The sequence below is a fragment of the Methylococcus mesophilus genome, assembly GCF_026247885.1.
GTDB classification, from domain to species: Bacteria; Pseudomonadota; Gammaproteobacteria; order Methylococcales; family Methylococcaceae; genus Methylococcus; species Methylococcus mesophilus.
In genome coordinates, this window is sequence record NZ_CP110921.1 from 4,264,003 (window position 1) to 4,282,759 (window position 18,757).

The 18,757-nt window shown below is 63.2% G+C and carries 18 protein-coding genes; 9 read left to right on the forward strand and 9 right to left on the reverse strand.

Going from position 1 to position 18,757, the window contains the following annotated elements:
• Positions 1–100: 100 nt before the first annotated feature.
• Positions 101–1,726: a Ppx/GppA phosphatase family protein gene (locus OOT43_RS20045; RefSeq protein WP_449406826.1), complete on the reverse strand. Its 1,626-nt coding sequence runs from the start codon at positions 1,724–1,726 to the stop codon at positions 101–103.
• Here OOT43_RS20045 and OOT43_RS20050 point away from each other — a divergent pair.
• Positions 1,720–2,646, forward strand: a complete 927-nt coding sequence (locus tag OOT43_RS20050) for an ABC transporter ATP-binding protein (RefSeq protein ID WP_266022478.1) — start codon at positions 1,720–1,722, stop codon at positions 2,644–2,646. The genes OOT43_RS20045 and OOT43_RS20050 overlap by 7 nt on opposite strands.
• A gap of 6 nt (positions 2,647–2,652) precedes the next feature.
• A complete protein-coding gene (locus tag OOT43_RS20055) occupies positions 2,653–3,417 on the forward strand; it encodes an ABC transporter permease (RefSeq protein ID WP_266022479.1) in 765 nt (254 codons plus the stop codon).
• On the opposite strand, the gene OOT43_RS20060 is transcribed toward OOT43_RS20055, so the two are convergent.
• The 3 genes from OOT43_RS20060 to OOT43_RS20070 form a co-directional block, all read right to left on the reverse strand.
• Positions 3,407–4,144: a helix-turn-helix domain-containing protein gene (locus tag OOT43_RS20060; RefSeq protein ID WP_266022481.1), complete on the reverse strand. Its 738-nt coding sequence runs from the start codon at positions 4,142–4,144 to the stop codon at positions 3,407–3,409. The genes OOT43_RS20055 and OOT43_RS20060 overlap by 11 nt on opposite strands.
• Positions 4,145–4,289: 145 nt before the next feature.
• A complete protein-coding gene (locus OOT43_RS20065; protein ID WP_266022482.1) occupies positions 4,290–5,750 on the reverse strand; it encodes a glycosyl hydrolase family 57 in 1,461 nt (486 codons plus the stop codon).
• A 77-nt stretch (positions 5,751–5,827) separates the two neighbouring features.
• Complete coding sequence (locus tag OOT43_RS20070; RefSeq protein ID WP_266022483.1) at positions 5,828–7,066, reverse strand: polysaccharide deacetylase family protein; 1,239 nt, start codon at positions 7,064–7,066, stop codon at positions 5,828–5,830.
• 193 nt (positions 7,067–7,259) lie between these two features.
• On the opposite strand from OOT43_RS20070, the gene OOT43_RS20075 reads away from it, so the two are divergent.
• Positions 7,260–8,021, forward strand: a complete 762-nt coding sequence (locus OOT43_RS20075) for an ankyrin repeat domain-containing protein (RefSeq protein WP_266022484.1) — start codon at positions 7,260–7,262, stop codon at positions 8,019–8,021.
• Positions 8,014–8,781, forward strand: a complete 768-nt coding sequence (locus OOT43_RS20080; RefSeq protein WP_266022485.1) for a 4Fe4S-binding leucine-rich repeat protein — start codon at positions 8,014–8,016, stop codon at positions 8,779–8,781. Before OOT43_RS20075 ends, OOT43_RS20080 begins: the two co-directional genes overlap by 8 nt.
• A 4-nt stretch (positions 8,782–8,785) precedes the next feature.
• Here the strand turns inward: OOT43_RS20080 and OOT43_RS20085 are convergent, their stop codons facing one another.
• A complete protein-coding gene (locus tag OOT43_RS20085; protein ID WP_266022486.1) occupies positions 8,786–9,901 on the reverse strand; it encodes a transglycosylase SLT domain-containing protein in 1,116 nt (371 codons plus the stop codon).
• Positions 9,902–10,062: 161 nt separating this feature from the next.
• Here OOT43_RS20085 and mltB point away from each other — a divergent pair, with 161 nt between their 5' ends.
• The gene (gene mltB / locus OOT43_RS20090) at positions 10,063–11,190 is read left to right on the forward strand and encodes a lytic murein transglycosylase B (RefSeq protein WP_266022488.1); all 1,128 of its coding nucleotides are present in this window, start codon (positions 10,063–10,065) and stop codon (positions 11,188–11,190) included.
• On the opposite strand, the gene OOT43_RS20095 is transcribed toward mltB, so the two are convergent.
• Positions 11,171–11,656, reverse strand: a complete 486-nt coding sequence (locus OOT43_RS20095) for a hypothetical protein (protein WP_266022489.1) — start codon at positions 11,654–11,656, stop codon at positions 11,171–11,173. The two genes, mltB and OOT43_RS20095, sit on opposite strands and share 20 nt — an antisense overlap.
• Positions 11,657–12,034: 378 nt before the next feature.
• Between OOT43_RS20095 and OOT43_RS20100 the strand changes: the two genes are divergently transcribed.
• Together OOT43_RS20100 and OOT43_RS20105 are read left to right on the forward strand one after the other, a co-directional pair.
• On the forward strand, positions 12,035–13,348 hold the full coding sequence (locus OOT43_RS20100; RefSeq protein ID WP_394358067.1) for a porin: 1,314 nt from the start codon (positions 12,035–12,037) through the stop codon (positions 13,346–13,348).
• 41 nt (positions 13,349–13,389) lie between these two features.
• Positions 13,390–13,779: a small metal-binding protein SmbP gene (locus tag OOT43_RS20105; protein WP_266022491.1), complete on the forward strand. Its 390-nt coding sequence runs from the start codon at positions 13,390–13,392 to the stop codon at positions 13,777–13,779.
• Positions 13,780–14,157: 378 nt separating this feature from the next.
• Here OOT43_RS20105 and OOT43_RS20110 read toward each other — a convergent pair whose 3' ends face one another.
• Positions 14,158–15,564: a TolC family protein gene (locus OOT43_RS20110; protein ID WP_266022493.1), complete on the reverse strand. Its 1,407-nt coding sequence runs from the start codon at positions 15,562–15,564 to the stop codon at positions 14,158–14,160.
• Between the two features lie 322 nt (positions 15,565–15,886).
• On the opposite strand from OOT43_RS20110, the gene OOT43_RS20115 reads away from it, so the two are divergent.
• Together OOT43_RS20115 and OOT43_RS20120 are read left to right on the forward strand one after the other, a co-directional pair.
• The gene (locus OOT43_RS20115) at positions 15,887–16,075 is read left to right on the forward strand and encodes a hypothetical protein (protein WP_266022495.1); all 189 of its coding nucleotides are present in this window, start codon (positions 15,887–15,889) and stop codon (positions 16,073–16,075) included.
• 10 nt (positions 16,076–16,085) lie between these two features.
• A complete protein-coding gene (locus OOT43_RS20120; protein WP_266022496.1) occupies positions 16,086–16,538 on the forward strand; it encodes an RDD family protein in 453 nt (150 codons plus the stop codon).
• Between the two features lie 7 nt (positions 16,539–16,545).
• Here the strand turns inward: OOT43_RS20120 and lptG are convergent, their stop codons facing one another.
• Positions 16,546–17,616, reverse strand: coding sequence for an LPS export ABC transporter permease LptG (lptG, locus tag OOT43_RS20125; protein ID WP_266022497.1), 1,071 nt, complete (start codon positions 17,614–17,616; stop codon positions 16,546–16,548).
• Entirely contained in the window at positions 17,613–18,749 is a 1,137-nt protein-coding gene (lptF, locus tag OOT43_RS20130; protein ID WP_266022499.1) for an LPS export ABC transporter permease LptF, read from the reverse strand. The genes lptG and lptF overlap by 4 nt, the downstream gene beginning before the upstream one ends.
• Positions 18,750–18,757: the final 8 nt, after the last annotated feature.

The following is an 18,757-nucleotide window of genomic DNA, read 5'->3' on the forward strand; positions in this document are numbered from 1 at the left end:
CTGCCGGTTTCAGCGATGGCCGAGGATTCGTTGGCGGCAAGATGACCACGAAGGACCGGTCCACCCAAATAGGGGATTTCCCCCGCCAATGGGCAGGGGTTCAGGTGAAATTCAGCGCCAGGTCCGCTCCGCGCAGGTATTCGGCTTCCTGTTCCAGGTCGGCGCAGGTGAGGGGATGTTCGCTGAGCCAGCCTTCTGGAAAGCCCAGGGCGATGGCATTGCCCCGGTGGTCCAGTGTCGTGTCCGGCGGAACGTTTTGGCGGCTGCGGTTGAGGACCACGGCGAGCCGAAGTATCACTGCGAGGGCTTTCCCGGCCTCGTTCCAAGGGGCGGGTAGTTCGCGGAACAGCTTGGCCGGGAACTTTCGCCGGTGGGCGCGGATCAGCGCGGCCAGGACGTTCTGCTCGTGGCGTGAAAATCCGGCCAGATCGGCGTTGGCGGCGATGTAGGCGCCGTGTTTCTGGTATTGGCTGTGGGCGATGTCTAGGCCGATCTCATGCAGTTCCGCCGCCCAGTCCAGCCAGAGCCGGGCGACATCGCGGTCGATGGTGCCGGTCCAGGGCCATTGTTCCAGCAGCTGGCGGGCGGTATCGCGCACCCGGCCGGCATGGGCGGCGTCGACGTGGTAGCGCGCCGCCAGGGCCGACACGCTGCGGCTCCGGACGTCGTCGTCGAACAGACGGCCCAGCAGGTCGTACAGCAATCCCTCCCGCAGAGCGCCGTCCGCGACTTTCATGAGGGGGACGCGCAGCACGTTGAAGGCGGCATGGACGATCGCCGTTCCGCCAACGATGATGGGCCGGCGCTCCGGGCTGAGTTCGGGAAGCGCAAGGCGGTCGACGTGGCCAGCGGCAAGCATCGCGTCCGCCAGGCGGTTCAGTCCTTCCGGCGTGATGCCGTCCCGACTCCAGCCCGAGGTCTGGATGATGCGCTGGATTACGCGCAAGGTGCCGGAGGAGCCGACCGCTTCGTCCCAGCGGTCGCGGTTGAAGACATGCTCGATCGGTTCGAGTTCCTGTTCGGCGTGGAGGACCGCGCGCCGGAAGCGCTTGGGGGTGATCTTGCCGTCTCCGAAATGGGCGAGGCTCATGGACACGCAGCCCAGGCGCAGGCTTTCCTTGTCGCGCGGGGTGTTGTCCACGCCGATGATGAATTCGGTGCTGCCGCCGCCGATGTCCATGACCATCCGGCGCCGGCCGTTGGCGGCCAGACTCTGCGCGACGCCCAGATAGGTCAGGCGGGCTTCCTCGATGCCGGAAATGATCTCGATGGGATGGCCCAGCGCCTGTTCCGCCATGATGAGGAAAGCCTGGGCGTTGCGGGCGGCCCGGAGTGTATTGGTGCCCACGGCGCGGACGGTGCCGGGCGGCATGTCGCGTACCCGCTGGCCTAACCGTTCCAGGCATTCCAGTGCGCGCAGTTGGACTTCCGGGCTCAGATTGCGCGCCGGCGTGAGGCCGGCGGCCAGCCGGACCATTTCGCGCAGGCGGTCGACCACCACCAGTTCGCTGCCGCGAAGGTTGGCGACGATCATGTGGAAGCTATTGGAGCCGAGGTCGATCGCCGCGACGAGTTCCGGCGGATTTCGGCGGCCTTGCGGTCCGCAGTTTGTGCGTGAAACCGGGGACGAGGCGGCGGGAGGGTTCTGATACAATGCCTGGCCTTGAATGTTGGGGGGACGGACGCCTCCATTGTAATCAATCGAGCCGTTAAATTTCCGTGACACCGGCCCTCTCCATCCGCAATCTCCGCAAGACCTACCGCAACGGACACGAGGCTCTCAAAGGCATCGACCTGGACGTGGCGGCGGGGGATTTCTTCGCGTTGCTCGGGCCGAATGGCGCCGGCAAGTCGACCACCATCGGCATCTTGAGTTCGCTGATAACCAAAAGTTCGGGTACGGTGCGCATTTTCGGCCATGATCTCGACCGCGAGCGGGAGGCCGCCAAGTGCTGCCTGGGCCTGGTTCCGCAGGAAGTCAATTTCAACCAGTTCGAGAAAGTCATCGACGTCGTGATCAACCAGGCGGGCTACTACGGCATTCCCCGCCGCGAGGCTCGTCGCCGCGCCGAGGAGTGCATCACCCAATTGGGGCTCTGGGACAAGCGCAATTCCGTGTCCCGCCATCTCTCCGGCGGCATGAAGCGGCGCCTGATGATCGCCCGCGCGCTGGTGCACCGGCCGCGGCTCCTGATCCTCGATGAGCCGACCGCCGGGGTCGACATCGAGATCCGCCGGTCGATGTGGGCCTTGCTGCGCCGCATCAACCGCGAAGGCACGACCATCATCCTGACTACCCATTACCTGGAAGAAGCCGAAAACCTCTGCCGCCACATTGCCATCATCAATCACGGCCGGATCGTGGAGCACAGCGACATGGCCAGCTTGCTGGCCAAGCTCGAGGCGAACGCCTTCATCCTGGAACTGCGTCACCCCGTGTCGGCGCTGCCCGAGGTTCCCGGCTATCGGCTGGAACTGCGGGGCGAGCGCACCGTCCTGGCCACGGTGCCGACGGAACTCGGGGTGCATGGCCTGTTCGACGCCCTCGGCCAGGCCGGCATCGAGGTGGCAACTCTGCGCAATGCGGCGAACCGGCTGGAACAGCTTTTCGTGGACATGCTCGAGACGTCCGAAGACGGTGCCTGATCGCCTATGAACTACCGCGTCGCTCTGCAGACCATCCTGTTCAAAGAAATCTACCGGTTCCTGCGGATCTGGCCGCAGACCGTGCTGCCGCCGGCGGTGACCACGGGCCTGTATTTCCTGATCTTCGGTACGGTGGTCGGCGCCCGGATCGGCGAAATGGGCGGTTTCAGCTACATCGACTACATCGTCCCCGGCGTGGTCCTGATGTCGGTCATCACCAATTCGTACATGAACGTGGTGTCTTCGTTCTATTCCACCAAGTTCCAGCACAACATCGAGGAATTGCTGGTGGCGCCGGTGCCCGATGGAGTGATTCTGGCGGGCTACGTCGGCGGCGGGGTGGTGCGGGGGCTGGTGGTCGGTGGGGTGGTGCTGGCGATCTCGGCGCTGTTCGCCGATTTCCGCCCGGTGCATCCCTGGGCGGTGGCGGCCATGTTCGTGCTGACGGCGACCCTGTTCTCCCTGGCGGGTTTCCTGAACGCGATATTTGCAAACAGCTTCGACGACATTTCCATCGTGCCGAATTTCGTGCTCACGCCGCTGGTTTACCTGGGCGGCGTGTTCTACTCGATCGAACTGCTGCCGGAATTCTGGCGGGAGGCTTCGCGCTTCAACCCCATCCTGTACATGATCAACGCCTTCCGCTACGGCTTTCTGGGGATTTCCGACGTTCCGGTGGAACTGGCTTTCGCCATGGTCGGGATTTTGATCCTGGGCTTGACGCTGGCGGCGCTGATCCTGTTGCGGCGGGGAACGGGTCTCAAGGCTTGAGCAACTGGTCGCCCCGGGCGATCCGTTTCAGCGCAGCGGTGTCGAGGATCTGGACGTTGCGGCTGTTGATGGTGATGACGCCCTGGTTGGCGAACTGGCTGAGAATGCGGCTCACGGTTTCCAGCGCCATCCCTAAGTATTCGCCGATCTCCTGGCGGGTCAGGCTCAGGCGGAACTCGGCGCCGGAAAATCCGCGCTGCTGCAGGCGTTCGGACAGATCGGCGAGAAAGGCGGCGACGCGGGCCTCGGCAGGCCGCTTGGCGAGCAGGGCAAGGTCGGTGGCGCTGTCGATGCTCTTGCCCGCATGCCGGAACAGCTCGCGCAGGAGTTTGGGCACCTCCCGGCACAGGGAGTCCAACTGGGCGGCGGGCAGCTCGCAATAGCTGAAGGTTTCCAGCGCGATGGCGGAGCACTGGTGAATGTCCGTGGAGAGGCCGTCGAACCCGAGCAGTTCGCCCGGCAGCAGGAACGCGGAGACGAACTCCTCCCCACGCCGGTCCTGGGCGATCAGCTTGGCGGTGCCGGCCTTGATCGCGATGATGCCGCGGAAGGAATCCCCGCGCCGGTAGAGGTATTCGCCGCGCGCCAGGGTCTTCCTGCGCCCGACGATGTCGGCGATCCGGTCGACGTCTTCCTGGGCGAGGCCGCGCGGTATGCACAGCGAGTTGAGGCTGCAGTTGGTACAGGTGACGCGGAGTTTTTGGGAGACGTTGGGCTGGTGTTCCATGTCAGGTCTGGCTGGTCCCGGCCGTTTCCTTATCCTTGACAAAGCGATGGCCACGCTCCGCAGGACGCCGGCGGCGAAAAAGTGCAAGGATAACATCCGGAAGCCGCCTCAGGGCGCCTTCCGGTCAGGATATTTTGCAGTTTTCTCAGAATTCGTGCTGGAGGATGGACAGGGTGCGGCGGCAAAGCTCGCGTCCGTAGTCGGTCCACAGTCCCTGGCCCCAGTAGCGGTAGCAGCTCGTCTGCGCCGTCAGCAGGTGGAACAGCCCCTTGCGGAAGCGCGCTTCGGCGGGGTTCACCCCAGGTGCGATGGCCTTGGCGTTGAACGCCACGCTGGCCTCCTCCATCGGCCCCAGCACATTCTCGTAGCCACGCACCCAGGAGATGTCGTTGGTCCAGCTTCCGCCTTCCATGTGGAAGCGGTGGTCTTCCTTCCTCAATTCCTCGATGGTGTTAGCCAGCTTCTCCGGGCCATCGCCGGGCTGGAAGCGCTCCCAGATCTTGTTCTGGTGGATCGGCTGGAGTTCGGGCAGGTCGGACTCCCGTATACCCAGAGCGAACAGGAACTCCAGATATTCGGTGGCGTTCATCAGCGGGGTGTCGCTGGCACTGGCTTCGCGCACCACCTCCAGGAACTTGGGCGGGAATTCGTTCATCATCACCCCGCCGTTCTCGCCGTCGGCGATCTGGGTGACCAGGGGCGGTACGCTCTTGCCGGCGAGCTCCCAACGCGACAGGCTCTTGGCTTCGTAATAGGGCTGCATCTGCGCGACCAGTTTGGTGTCGCTGCCCTGGGTCTTGACGATGGCGATGATGCTGACGCTTTCGCCGGCGGAGTTGCGGCAAACCAGCCGGTGCGGCAGGTGCTTCAGCTCCGGTCCCCGGCCGTTTTCCGGACCCTCCACCGTGTGCTCCTGTACCAGCACCCACAAATAGCCGCAGTCCTTGAGGGTCTTGACGTATTCGTAGGCGACGTCGGGATGATTGGGCAGAGCCATCTCGGACGGAGAAAAGCCGCGAACCCGTTCCAGGGCCTCCAGGCCGAAGATGCCGGCGAAATGCTGCTGCCAGGCCTGGACGTGGAGCCGGAAGTCCTGGCTCGGGGTGGACGGCGCGACCGCGTGCCCCCAGGGGCAGCCCAGCCACTCGACGGCGCGGCGGTATTCCGGGTGGCAGGTAATGGTCTTCAAGCTGTCGAGGACGTCGTCCAGGCCCATCTTGCGCAGCCCATGGAACAACGTGCCTGAATACTCCAGCATCACCCGCGGTTCCTTGCCTTCCTCCATCAGCTGGGGAATGAATTCGCCCATGCGCTTGTAGCACCAGCGGAACACCGGGGCATTGTGGTTGTCGCCGATGTGCTGGTTTTCCATCATGTACTGGAGATTGCTGATGATCTCGGCGCTGGCGAGGTCGCCGCCGCCGGCGGGAATGAGCGGCTGGTGCATGTGCAGGGCGATGGCGCAGGCGCTGCGGACACGATCGAATGCGATCGGGCTGGAGGGTCGGAAGACCTCGGCCGGGCGATGCTCCAGCGCCTCTTCGATCAGGCTTTCGCTGCCACAGATGTTGGGCAGGCCGTCCACGTATTCCGCTATCTCAGTCATGAACAACTCCTCGAATTGGGGCGGGGGGTTTGAGTAACGCCCGGCAATGATACACAAGCGATTGCGCCGGATAGGTGTCAGCCCGCAGGCTGTTTGGGCGTTTCCGGTAGATGCCGAGTTTCCGGCGCGGCGACGGACGTCTCACGGCGCTGCGGTAGGCGGGTGGCGAGGTGGCGCGCCAGGGCAGCGCGGGATTCCTCCAGATCGGCGCGGGCGCGTCCGACCCAATCCTCACCCCAGTAGAAATTGCAGCTCGTTTCCGCCCGCAGTAGCCGCCACAGCGCCGTATCGAGGTCCTGGCCGGCCGCCTGAGCGCCGGGTTTGTCGAGTTCGGCGTGCAAGGCATCGCTCAGCGCCTGGAGTTCGGCCAGCCCGTGTTTCTGCGCTTCCGAGCCTGTCCATTGGGTGAAGTCGCGGCCGTGGTGCCAGCCGGTGTTCCATGCGCCGGTCTTGACCTTGACTTCGCCGAACACGCCGTAGCGGTCCAGATAATCGTGGATGAAGGCCGGCTGGATGTCGCCGCCCCTGCGCGCCGCCGCCAGCAGCGGCTGGTAGAACGCCCCCCAGAAATTGGCCTCGTGGGTGGTGTTGCGGAACCAGCCGCCGTTCTCGCCGTCGGTGCAGGTGGTGACCAGCGGCTCGAAATTGCACCACTTGGTGCGCTCCTTCAGCTCGCTCTCGAACCAGCCAGGCTCCATCCCGGCTTCCTGGGCGTCCGATAGGTCGCGGTCGCGCACGATGACGATGATTTCCATGCTGCCGTGGCGGGCGATGTGGGGGCGGTAGCGGATTTCCTGCCAGGCCATGGGGGTGACGGGCTCCACGTGCTCGCTGTCGACGATCACGTAGCGGTAGCCGCATTTGCGCAGCACGGGGATCAGTTCCATGGAGAAGCCCATCTCCGGCGGCCAGAAGCCGTTGAAGCGCTGACGCCAGAACACGTGGCCGGCGATGCCCTGCCAGCGTTTGAGGTGTTCGAGCCGGTCGCGCTCGGGAATCAACGGCAGCACCGGGTGGTAGTAGCCGGTGCCTAGGATGTCGATGATGGACTGGTTCTGCCAGTGCCAGAGCACCGAGCCGCAGTCGACGATGCCGTAGACCCGTTCCTGGAATCCCGGACTGGAGAGGGTTTCCAGCAGGGTCCCGGAGACCGACAGATGCACCCGGCCGACGTCGGAATAGTCCCACAGCGAGCGGGCGATGCGGTCATAGGCGAACAGGATTTCCTTGGCTTCCCAATCCTGATGGTCGAGCAGGTACTCCAGGTTGCCGGGAGGCTGGTGCAGGTTCAGCACCAGGGCATGGTGGATGGTCATCGTCGCTGGACTCCGGATAACGTCGTTTTCGTCGTGAGTGGGCGGTCTGGCAGGGTATTTGCTCGAAAGTGGTTGAGACGTTCGGCGCCGCTGGGGCATTCAAGGCCCCAGGTCCCGGTTTCTGCCGGGGAGGTGCGGCCTTAGAGCGCCGTGATCGTTGTCCCGAACCCTACAACCGATCCGACACAGTACGATGTACCGACGCATATCGACACGTGAAGCACGCGAAGTGATCGAGACGAAAGAGCCGCTGTTGCTCGACGTCCGCGATGCCGGCGCTTACCACAGCGGCCACCTGCCCGGCGCGCTGCTGTTCTCCGATCTCAATCCGTTGGAATTGCGCAGAAGCCTGCCGCGCGACAAGCCTTTGCTTGTGTACTGCTATCACGGCATCGCCAGCCAGGATGTCGCCCAGATGTTCGCCGATTTCGGTTTCGGCGAAGTATACAGCCTGGACGGCGGTTTCGAAGCTTGGCATGCCGACACTGCGCAGCTGCGGGCACCGTCCGATCCGCTGGCCGGCTGGCTGCGCGAGCACGGCTTCGAGCCGGGCGGGCCGAACGGCGAGGGCGGCGGGACGTGGCCCCTCATCAAGGCCTGCCAACTGGGAAGAGCCGACGTCGTCGAGGCACTTGCCGCCGCCGGGGCGGACCTGACCGTAACCGACGCCTATGGCAACGACGCCCTGTGGGCGGCGTGCTACAGCGGGGATCTTCCGACCATTGCGGCCCTGCTCGATGCCGGCATCGATCCGGACCGCCGCAACCCGTCCGGTGCGACCGCACTCATTTTCGCCGCCTCGTCCGGCAGGACCGAAGCCGTTTCGCTCCTGCTCGACCGCGGCGCCGATCCCGGTATCCGGACGGAGGACGATTTCACGGCCCTGGATCTGGCGGAGAACATCGAGATCCTCCGTCTGCTGCGGCGTGCGGAACGGCGCGAAAGCCATGCCTGAGCCCGTTCCCGAAAATGCCGCTACAGCCGGGACGGGAGCCGGTCCCGCCTCCACGCCGGACTGCGCCGGCTGCGAATTCGAAAAGGACCTGCTGCCGGCGGGCCGCTGCGATCCGGCCGACGCTTGCATCCAGGTTCAGAACAGCCGGCGGATCGACGGCTTCCTGAAGGGCAATCCGGCACTCGCCGAGCGCTACCTCTTCGACTCCCAATGGGAGCGCCGGGCCGTCGCCGCCCGTTATGCCGCTCAGAGCGCACTCAAGCCGCTCTTGTTCGACGACGACGAGGCGGTCCGGCGCACCGTCGCCTATCGTGTGCCGGTGGACTGGCTGGACGCTCTGATGCACGACGTCGACCGGGAGGTTCGGATCACTGTGGCCGACCGTCTGCCCGCGGAGCGGCTGGAAGCGATGGTAGCGGATGCGGATTACCTGGTGCGTGTCTACGTGGCGCGGCGGATGCCGGCGGGCCGGCTGTTCCGCATGATCGCCGACCCCGACGAACAGGTGCGCAAGGAAGTGGCGCGGCGGCTGCCGCCGCAGAGCCTCGCCCTGATGGCTTACGACGAGAACCTGCAGGTCCGCCAGATCGTCGCCGAGCGGATGGATCCGGACAGCGCGACGCTGCTGCTGCGCGACCGTGAATGGCTGATCCGCTACCTCGCCGCCGTTAAAGTGCCGCCGGAGTCCTTGCGGGAGCTGCTCGACGACCCGGTGGAAGAGGTGCGCGAGGTGGTCCGGGCGCGGCTGGCGGGAGGGTGACCCTTCAGCGCAGCAGCGCGGCGCTCAGCGGCGATCCGGCAGGCCCGCCGGGTTCCAGGCCGGGAATGCCGACGTTCTGGATGTGCATGGCATTGTCGCCTTCCTCGTAGCGCGGCAGCTTGCCGTCCAGCCGCCAGAGCCGGAAGGCGAGGGCCGAACTCAGCACCCGGATCGGATAGTCCCGCGGCAGGTTTTGCAGGTACGGCTGGATCGTGACGAAGTCGCGGGCGCCGTACTGGCTCATGATGGACTGGAGGCCGCCGTTCTTGGGGCCGATGTTGTAGGCCAGCAGCGCGAGGAACAGATCGCCGCGCATTTCGGCCAGATAGTGCCGGAACGTGGCGGCCCCGACGTAGGCGTTGTGGCGCGGATTCGCCAGGTCCAGTTTGGCGGCGTCCAGCCGTTTCCGGGCGGCTTCCACAGCCGGCGCCGGAGCCGCGGTGATCTGGAACAGGCCGCGGCCGCCGTCTTTGCTGTCGCGGGGGAGAAACGAGGATTCCGTGGAAGCGACGCCGAGCAGGAGTTCCGTGTCGACGTCGAAGCGCGCGGCGGCCTCCTGGATCGCGGGCCAGAAGAGCTGGCTCCGCTCGATCAGCCGCTGCAGATCGGCCAGGTTGGAGCGCCGGTAGGCCGCGAAGACTTGATGGGAGAGGGTGACGCGCTCGGCCTCTTCCTTGCCGCCGACCAGGGTCCTCAGGCTGCCGAGTTCATGCCGGAATTGCTCGTGGGAGGCGTGGGTCCCGGCGCCTGTGGCGATGAGGACTGCCAGAATGGCAGGCAGGACTTCGGTCTTCCCGGCGAGCCAGGGTCGGATGAGGAACCAGAGCCGGAGCACCAGGGCGTGCAGGAGGGCCAGGGCAAGCACCGTCGCCGCGAAGGGCAGCAGATGCGCCCAGAAGCCGGTTCCGGAAAACCAGTCCGCCGAGTGACCCAGAACGGCGATGACCGCCACCAGAGACGCGGCCGTCAGAGCGCCCGCTTCGGTGCCGATCATGGCCGTGCGCTTCCAGGCCGGGACGCTCTTTTTTTTCTTCTTGCGGCGCCTCGGCTTGGATTGCCGTTTCGGCCGGGGTTTGGGGGCGGGCTGGTCCGGCTGTGTCGGTGTGGAATCGGGTTCCATCGGCGGGGGCTGCATGTGTCCGGGGCTGGCGGCTGCATGGATTATCCGTCCCAAGGATACCGTCCGGACAGGCTGCCACGCCAGCCTCCGGGAAGCCGATGGATTAGAATACCCGGCTGGGCCCCGAGCTGCGGGGCGTAGTCACGGACAGTTCTGTCGCCATGCATCGTCGATTTCATGTTGCCCCTGCAATATTCATCGGACTCGCCCTGCTGTCGGGCTGCGCTTCCGATCCGCCGGCACGGCGCAGCGCCATTGCGGGTGGTGTTTCGGCGTCTCCGCCTGCGGCCGTGGAGGCGCCCGCAACCACCGTAGCCGCATCAGGCACGCCGCTGAAAGGAGGCTATTCGGCGAGAACGGTGACGGGGGATTATGCCGGTTATCCGGCGCTCGACCGGTTCATCGCCAGGATGGCGCAGCAGCACGGCTTTCCCCGCGACTATCTGAACGGCCTGTTTTCCCAGGCGCAGCGTAAAACCTGGACGATCAACTACATGCGCAAGGAATCCAAGCCGGGGCCGCCCAGCCCGGGCGGATGGTCCAGGTATCGCGCCCAGTTCCTGGATAATTTGCACATCTCCCGTGGCGTCGATTTCTGGCGCCGGCATGCCGGTACCTTGCGGCAGGCCAGCGAGCGCTACGGCGTGCCTCCGGAATACATCCTCGGCATCATGGGGGTGGAGACCGCCTACGGGGCCAACCTCGGCAGTCACCGGGTGCTGGACGCCTTGACGACCCTGGCGTTCGATTCGCCGCGGCGTGCCGATTATTTCGCGGAGGAACTGGAGAAATTTCTGCTGATGGCGCGGCAGGAGCGGATCGATCCTGCGCAGCCGAAAGGGTCTTTCGCCGGCGCCATGGGGCTGGGCCAGTTCATGCCCAGCAGCTTCCTGAACTGGGCGGTGGACTTCGACGGGGACGGCAGGAAAGACCTCTGGCAGCCAGCGGACGCCATCGGCAGCGTAGCCAACTATTTCGCCGTGCATGGCTGGCGGACAGGGGAGGGGGTCGTGACGCCGGCGGTCTTGAAGGCCGGCGGGGCTTATGAACTCGAAACCGGATACAACACCCGCTACTCGGTGGCTGAACTTGCCCGCAACGGGATCGTGCCTCCACGGAACCTGGGTGCGGAGACGCCCGTCAGCCTGCTACGCCTGCGCGCGCAGGCGGAAGACGAATATTGGCTGGGCTTGCCGAATTTCTATGTGATCACCCGCTACAACAACAGCACCTACTATGCCATGGCCGTGCACGATCTGGCGCAGGCGATCAAGGCGCAGTACGACTAGCCGGACTACCGCCGGCACCGGAGGTTCCGCTGCTTTTGTTCACGTTGGTATCGGTGAGGTCAAGGGTTGTGGGGTGCAAGAGGGCCTCCAGCTCACGGGTCAGGGACTCGCACTCCGGCACCACGTCCGCGAGTTTCATCAGGGTGGAAAAGCTCGCATGGCGCTGTTCGGCTTCCGCCGCAGCGACTTCGTTCAGAGGATCGCAGGTCCGGATCATGTCCGTTTCCGCGTCCTCGAGTTCGTCCGCGTCGACGTCTCCATTCCCTGCGGCGGTTTCTTCCGAGGTGATCAGCTCGTTCAAAACCTGGTTGTGATGGCGGAAAACATGTTCGACATAGGTCGCGAATTCTTTTTCGTTCATGGTGACGTCGCCGCCTTCCGGGGTGCGGGTTCTGATGGCCGTGCAGCCGGCGAGGACGATCCCTGTGAGCAGCGCGATGCTGACGATAGCCGTAGGATGCCGCATAGATCGTAAATTGGTGGTCTCGGAGTGCTTTATTGTGAGCTTTGTGCAGAGTGTGCCTTGGTGTTCCGGGTCACTGTTGGGCTGTGGGGTGGGCAGACGACGAAACCACACTTTAGCGCAATGCGGAACGTTGCGGTATGGGTGGACGAGGCCAGGTGTATGCCGCAAAGCCGTTGTTGGTGATAAGTCGGTTTCTGTTGTAATTGTACAAATCTGGAGCACAAATGCACCGATATGGTGCTTTCATGAGCGGTTCATGATGCTGTAATCCGCTCAACTCATTGTTTGTCCTTTTGATTTGAAGTGGCATATTCTGTGCTAAAAAACTTCTGAGAGTGGCGATCCAAGACAACGCTGCATAACCAACAGGAGACGATGATGATTCAAACAGCCAAGCTGAGACCGCTGGTGTTCGGGATCCTGGCGACACTTGCCGCCGGTGGGGAAGCGAAGGACTTTGCCGAAACGACGGGGTTGCTGGACTGGGCGACCGATGGCGCCAACGTGCAGCCTTTCGAGGAGTGGGGCGTCAAGTGGGGCGGCTGGATCGATACGGGCATATCGACGAACTTCAACAACAGCAAATGGAACGGTCCGGTATCGTTCGGCGACCGCTCGGCCGAACTGCAGATGAACCAGCTGTACGTCTACTTGGAACGGGCCGTGGCCACCTCGGGCGACGACTGGGACTTCGGTGGCCGTTTCGACTTCATGTACGGCACCGATGCAGGCTATACCCAGGCCTACGGCGCCCCGCAAGGCAGCTGGGACCTGCATCTGAACGCCAGCAACATCAAGTACTACCGTACCGCGCTGCCCCAGGCCTACGCTTCGGTCTACGCGCCCATCGGCAACGGCCTCACCCTCAAGGTCGGCCACTTCTACACCATCATCGGCTATGAAGTCGTTACCGCGCCGGACAACTTCTTCTACTCGCACGCCTACACCATGCAGTACGGCGAGCCCTTCACCCACACTGGTCTTTTGGGCAGCTACCCGATCGACTCCAACTGGACCCTGACCGGCGGTGTCGTCACCGGCAGCGTAGTCGGCGGCTGGGACGGCGGCTTCAACCAGGGCCTGGGCGCCTGGTCCGGCATCGGCGGCGTCGGCTGGGCCAGCGACGACCAGGGCACCAAGGTCAACATCAGCGGCACCACCGGTCCCACCTCCGAGACCAACTCCAACCAGTGGAGCATCTACAGCCTGGTGATCCAGCACAACTTCACGGAAGACCTGCACTATGTCTTCCAGCATGACCACGGCTTTGCCGACGGCGCGTCCGTCGGGGCCAACGGCAAGCCGCAGGACGCCACCTGGTACGGCATCAACAACTACATCTTCTACGACCTGATGGACGACCTGTCGGTCGGCCTTCGCGGCGAATGGTTCCGCGACGACGATGCGGTCGTCTCCTCCGACCCGACTGGCGCCAACTTCGGCCGCGTGTTCTCGGTCGGCCGTCAGGTCGGCGGTGTCGGGCTGGGCTCGTACCTGCCGGCCTCCAGCTTCTACGCATTCACCCTGGGGTTGAACTGGAAGCCGTCGAAGTGGCTGATGGTGCGACCCAATCTGCGTTACGATTGGGCGGACGGTTCGAGGCCGTTCAACAACGGCGGCGCATCGGTGGGCTACGCCGGGGATCGGGGCGACCAGATCCTGTTTTCGACTGATGTGGTCATCAGCTTCTGACCGGATCTGGCCGGGGGCAGTTCTTTGAGGAGATTGTTGACATGAAAAATAATCTGAGCATTTTTGGTGCAGCTCTCGCAGCGTTCGTTTCGTGCGCGGCGCCATCGACGGTCTTCGCGGACGAGCAAGGAAAGGAAGCCGTCGAGGATCTGGAGAAGGCGGCGCAGGACAGCGCCAAAGGCGCCACTTCGAAAGCGGCGAAAGAACTCGACGAGGCCGAGAAACATCTGATCAAGGAAAACAAGGCGCACCCCTACGCCGAACCCATGAAGCAGATCAGTGGCGATGCCCCGAAGGCGGAAGCCGACCGCAAGGCTTTCCGTGATCTGAAGAAAGCCGAGAAGGATGCGAAAAAGAAAGTCGCGGGTGATGCGGCCGACGAAGCGAAAAAAGCCCTGTCGGACGTCAAGGAAAAGGAAAAGGCTCCTTGACCTCTTCGGCTGAGTTTCGCCGGGCCGGGTAGGCCTGGCGAAACTCCCGCCGGCTCCGGCGGCCGCTTTTACAGGGGTGCGGTCTTCTCCTTTCGTTAGGGATGCTTTCCCTGCGGCGCTTAGGGTCTGTCGAAAATACCTTCCCGGAGTGACCGAACGGCATTTTCGTTCAAAGTACCGTCATGCCGGCACAAATCCGCCGGGAGCGGATTTTATGCGGCACATCCCTATGCCGCCCTCTGCGGGGGCTACGCGTGCAAATCGGCTTTCCTGCCGATTTGTGCATCGACCCGATAAGGCGGCAGGCAGGCTGGCCTGCCGTGAGTCCATGCCGGAACGACCGCTGTTAATTTCCGGAAGTTATTCCCTGCCAAATCCTTACTCCTCGCCGATGGCCATTTTCAGGTCGACATAAGCATATGCCCGGTTGGCCTGAGCCTGGTAGTAGTCCAGAATGGTGTTACGGTAGTCGCGCTGTGCCTGGATAAGGTCGAGGATGTCAGTGCTTCCGCTGGTATATGCGATTTCCGCCGAATCCCGGATATGTGTCGCCTTCTGCATCACCTCGGTTTCGAAGCGTTTGACGATAGTGTTGGCCGAGATCCAGGCGGCGAAGGCGGTACTCACTTCGGAACGCACCGCGACTTCCGTTTGTCTGACGCGTAATTCGGCGTCGTTCGATCGGATGCCTGCCTGGGCGATTTCGCCTTCCTGCCTGTAAAACAAAGGCAGAGGAACGCTGAGTCCCAGCGTTGCTCCATTTTGTACGTAGTTGCCGAGGTCATGCGCGAATCCGGCCGTGATCTTGACGTCCGGGATGCGCTGCGCCTTCGCCAAATCGACCCCGTGTTTTGCCTGCGTATACCGAGTCCTGGCTGCCAGAAGGTCTGGGCGTCGCTCCATGGCGGCGTTCATCGCCGACACCTCGTCTTTCAAACCGTCAAAGGCTTTTCCCTCGGGCCATTGGTCTTTCACGCTCATGCTTGCAGTATTTTCCGGCCATGCCAAGAACACGGCCAGCTGCGACCGTGCGGAAACGATCTGGGCGGAATTTTTGTCTATGTCCGATTGAGCCTTTAGTGCTTCGATCTTGATGCGGGTGAGGTCCCGTTCCGAAATGTCGCCTACATCGAAACGCTTCTTTTGTACTTCGACCAGCCGCTGGACGTGGCGGCTCTGCTCTTGGGTGGCGTCCATCGTTTCCTGCGCCAAGAGCAGGTCGTAGTAGGCGCGGCGTACCGCCTGGGTCAGTATGCGGATAGCGTCGCGCAGATCGCTTTCCGCGGCTTGTTCGCCCAGCAGGCTGTTTTCCATCCTCAGGCGGCGTTTCCCTGCGGTTTCAATGAGCTGGGAGACCGAGACGTAGATGACCGGTCCATTCGATGAAATGGGGTAATTCGGTGCCAGTTCCTGCGAATACAGGTTCAGCTCCGGGTTCGGTATGGCGGCAGCGATCACCTTTTGCGCCTGCGCCGTTTCCAGCCCGAATTCCGCTGAGATGAGGGAGAGGTTGCGGGCGTAGAACAGGCCAATGACCTGGCTTTCGCTCAAAGGCTCCGCCGCCGCCCAGGATGCCGAAAGCCCCAGGTGAAGGAGGATAAGTAGTCCAAGACGAGCCAAAGTCGTTTCGAACGGTTTGCAGCCATCGCGGCGCCGTGAAATTTTGGCTATCCGGTGAACGGAAGTTTCCATAAGGAGGACACGAAACGCTGACAAGGATTCCCTTTTTAGGTGCAATGAGTTGAGCCGCCTGAGGGGTGGGGGCGCTTGAGGCGAGAGCGACATGCGCGCTGGAGCAAGTTAGAAGCCAAGCCGGATTTAATTTTATAAATCAGTAATATGAAGATTCCGTGATGCGATTGGTTCGCCGGAATGGGTTGTAATGCACCACAAGCCGTGTCGGCGGCGGGGCGGGAATCCTTTCTCCCCGCCCTGGGGCCGCGACCAGCGCCGCGTCACTTTCCGGTTGTAAGCACATCGGCTGATGGCCGCACCGCAATGGACGGTTATAATTCCCCTGGTCTGACCGGTGGAATCCAGACCGGGCAGATGGCTAAGATCCAAAGCGGCCTTTCCGGTCCACAATAATTAATTTGGAGGAGGTTCTATGCCGTTCAAGTTCGATCTCAACACGTTCGTCGGTCATCCGCTGCTGACCAGTCTGCTGGTCGCCGACATCGGCATCCTGATGTTCATGCCGCTGGTTCGTCCCCCCGTCGTGCTCAACATACTCTTCGTCGGCGGGCTGATTTATCTGTCGATGTATTTCGGAGCAAAGCTGGTGACGCGGGAGTGATGCGCCCTCGGTGAAACCTGTCAGATCCGCTGCGAGCTCAGGGGACCGCAGCGTTCCAGTGCGCGGCGCGGCGGCGGGGGTGTTTCGCCGCTTCGCCGCGTTTCTTTACGACGTCTTAATGGTAGCGGGGGTGCTGTTCGCGGCTACGGCACTGGTATTGCCATTGAATGCGGGTCAGGCTTTCGCTCCTGGGCAGCCGATATACTCGGCGCTTATGGCGGCGGTCGTTTTCCTATACTTCGGCTGGTTTTGGGTACATGGCGGACAGACGCCCGGTATGCGTGCCTGGCGCATCCGTCTCTGCCCGGAAGGCCGTGAACCGCTTCGGTGGTCCCAGGCCGCGATCCGATTGCTGGTCGGCGTCCTCACACTGGGCGTCGGTACCTTGTGGGCCTGGTTCGATGCACGGCGCCGGACTTTGCAGGACATCGTTTCCCGTACGTCGGTCCTGCGGACGGACTGACCCCCGCCTACGGCCTTCGCTTGAAGGCGATCAAGGCGGCGCTGAGGACCACCAGGGGAGGCGTCACCATCGTCAGCGGGGCATTCAGTTCGTATACCAGTCCCAGATGGGACACCATCCTGCTGGTCAGATAAAAGCCAAGGCCGATCGTGACGCCGACCACGATCCGCTGTCCGCTGCTGACGTCGCGGCGGACGTTGAGCACGAAGGGGATGGCCAGCAGCAGCATGGCCAGCGTGATGAACGGGTTGACCATGCGGCCCCAGAAGGCCTGCTCCACGGCCAGCGATTTTTGCGCGTTTTCGGTCTGATAGGCCATGTATTTGGCGAGATCCTGCGCCGACAGGTTTTCCGGCCGGACGATGAACACGTCGAGCATGTCCGGAGACAGCACGGAGGACCAGTCCTCCTGTTCCTTGTGTTCCGCGACGGCGGCGTTCCCATCAGCATTGAAGCGGGTGACGCCGATGTCCTTGAGTTTCCAGATGCCGCGGTCGAAACTCGCGCGCGCCGCATGCATTGCCAGGGTTGGCCGGCCGTCGGGTGAGATTTCGAAGATGTGGATGTCGCCTAATTGTTCCTGGTTCTCGATTTCCCGGATATTGACGTAAACGTTGCCATCGCGGATCCAGACTCCGTACTTGGTCTGGGAAGCGACCTGTTGGCGGGTCGCGGTGGCCTTGAGCATTTGGGCGGCCCGTTCCGCCGGCGGAATGATGTATTCGCTGATGACAACCGATATCAACGAGATCACTATGCCCGCTCGCAGGACCGCCCAGACGATGCGGCCCCGGGAAACTCCGGCGGCCTGCATCGCCACCAGTTCATGGCTGTTCGCCATGTTGCCGAGCACCACCAGCCCGCCGATCAGTGCGCCGGAGGGGATGAGTTCGTACAGACTATGGGGAGAGGTCAGCGTCAGGTAGAGGAAGATGCTGCCGAGTCCATAGTTTCCCTCGCCCAGATCGCGCAGTTCGTCGGCGAAGGTGAAGAAGTTGAGGAGGGCGACCAGGACCAGTGCGGCAAATGCGGCCCCCTTGACGACTTCCCGTCCGATGTAGCGGTTCAGAGTATTCATCGGCGGCCAAGAGCCGTGTCACGTAGCCAGCGCCAGCCGGTGTTGCGGGCCAGGAGCAAAGCGGTGGCGAGCAGCATCACGGCATAGATGCCGCCGTAGCTCAATCCCAGCGACAACTTGCCGGTGGCGAGCAGGCCCTGGGAGATTTTCTGCAGGTTCTCGTAGACGATGTAGATCAGGAAGGCGCCGATCAGGTTGCCCCACACGCCGCCGCGCGGCGATGTCCGTGCAATCGGGACGGCCAGGAGAGTCAGGGCGAGGGTGCCCAGCGGTACCGCCAGCCGGCGCTGGAGTTCGGCGAGTTCGCGCGGCCGTCCCGAAATCCACAGATGCAGGCTGTTCGCGGCTTCGCGCTTGAGCGCCGCTTGGCTGCCTTCGGGCGGATTGATTCGCACGCCATAGGCGTGAAATTCGCTGAGTACGAAATCGGGGCGTCCGGGCACACCCTGGTAGCGGCGGCCGTTGTTCAAAACGACGAAATGATCGCCCGCGTCGTTGATTTCCATATGGCCGCTTTCGGCGATGACGATGCCGGTTTCATCGCCGCGGCGGCTTTGTGCAAAAACCTTGCTCATGGTCTTGTCGGTGTTCAGCTCCTCGGCGTAGAGCACGACGTCGCCCTGGCTGAATTCGTTGAACCGGCCGGCTTTGATGCCGCGCACGTCCGCGCCTTTCTCGTCCTGGCTGATGAGTTCCTGGCTCAGCCGTTCGGACCATGGCATGGCTTGCAGGGAAAGGAACGCGCCCAGGACGCAGACCGGCCCGGCGAAGAGGAGGATGGAGCGGTAAATCCGCATGGGTCCTATGCCCGCGCAGGCGAACACCGTCATCTCGTTGTCGCGGTACATGCGTCCGAGCACCATCAGAACGCTGAGAAACATGGATGCCGGCAACAGTGCTGCGAGAGTGACGACGATTTTCAGGCCCAGCAGAGTGAAGATCGTTTCGGTGGCGACTTCGCCCTCGATGGCCCGCGCCAGGATGGCCAGGAACTTACGGCTGACCACGATGGCGACGAGCACGAACAGCACCGCGGACAGCGTCTTGGCCAATTCGCCTGCAATCAGACGGTCGATCGTCGGGAGTCCGAAGGGGCGGCGTGCTTTTCTGGGTTCAAAAGGCGGCGGATTCATACTAACCT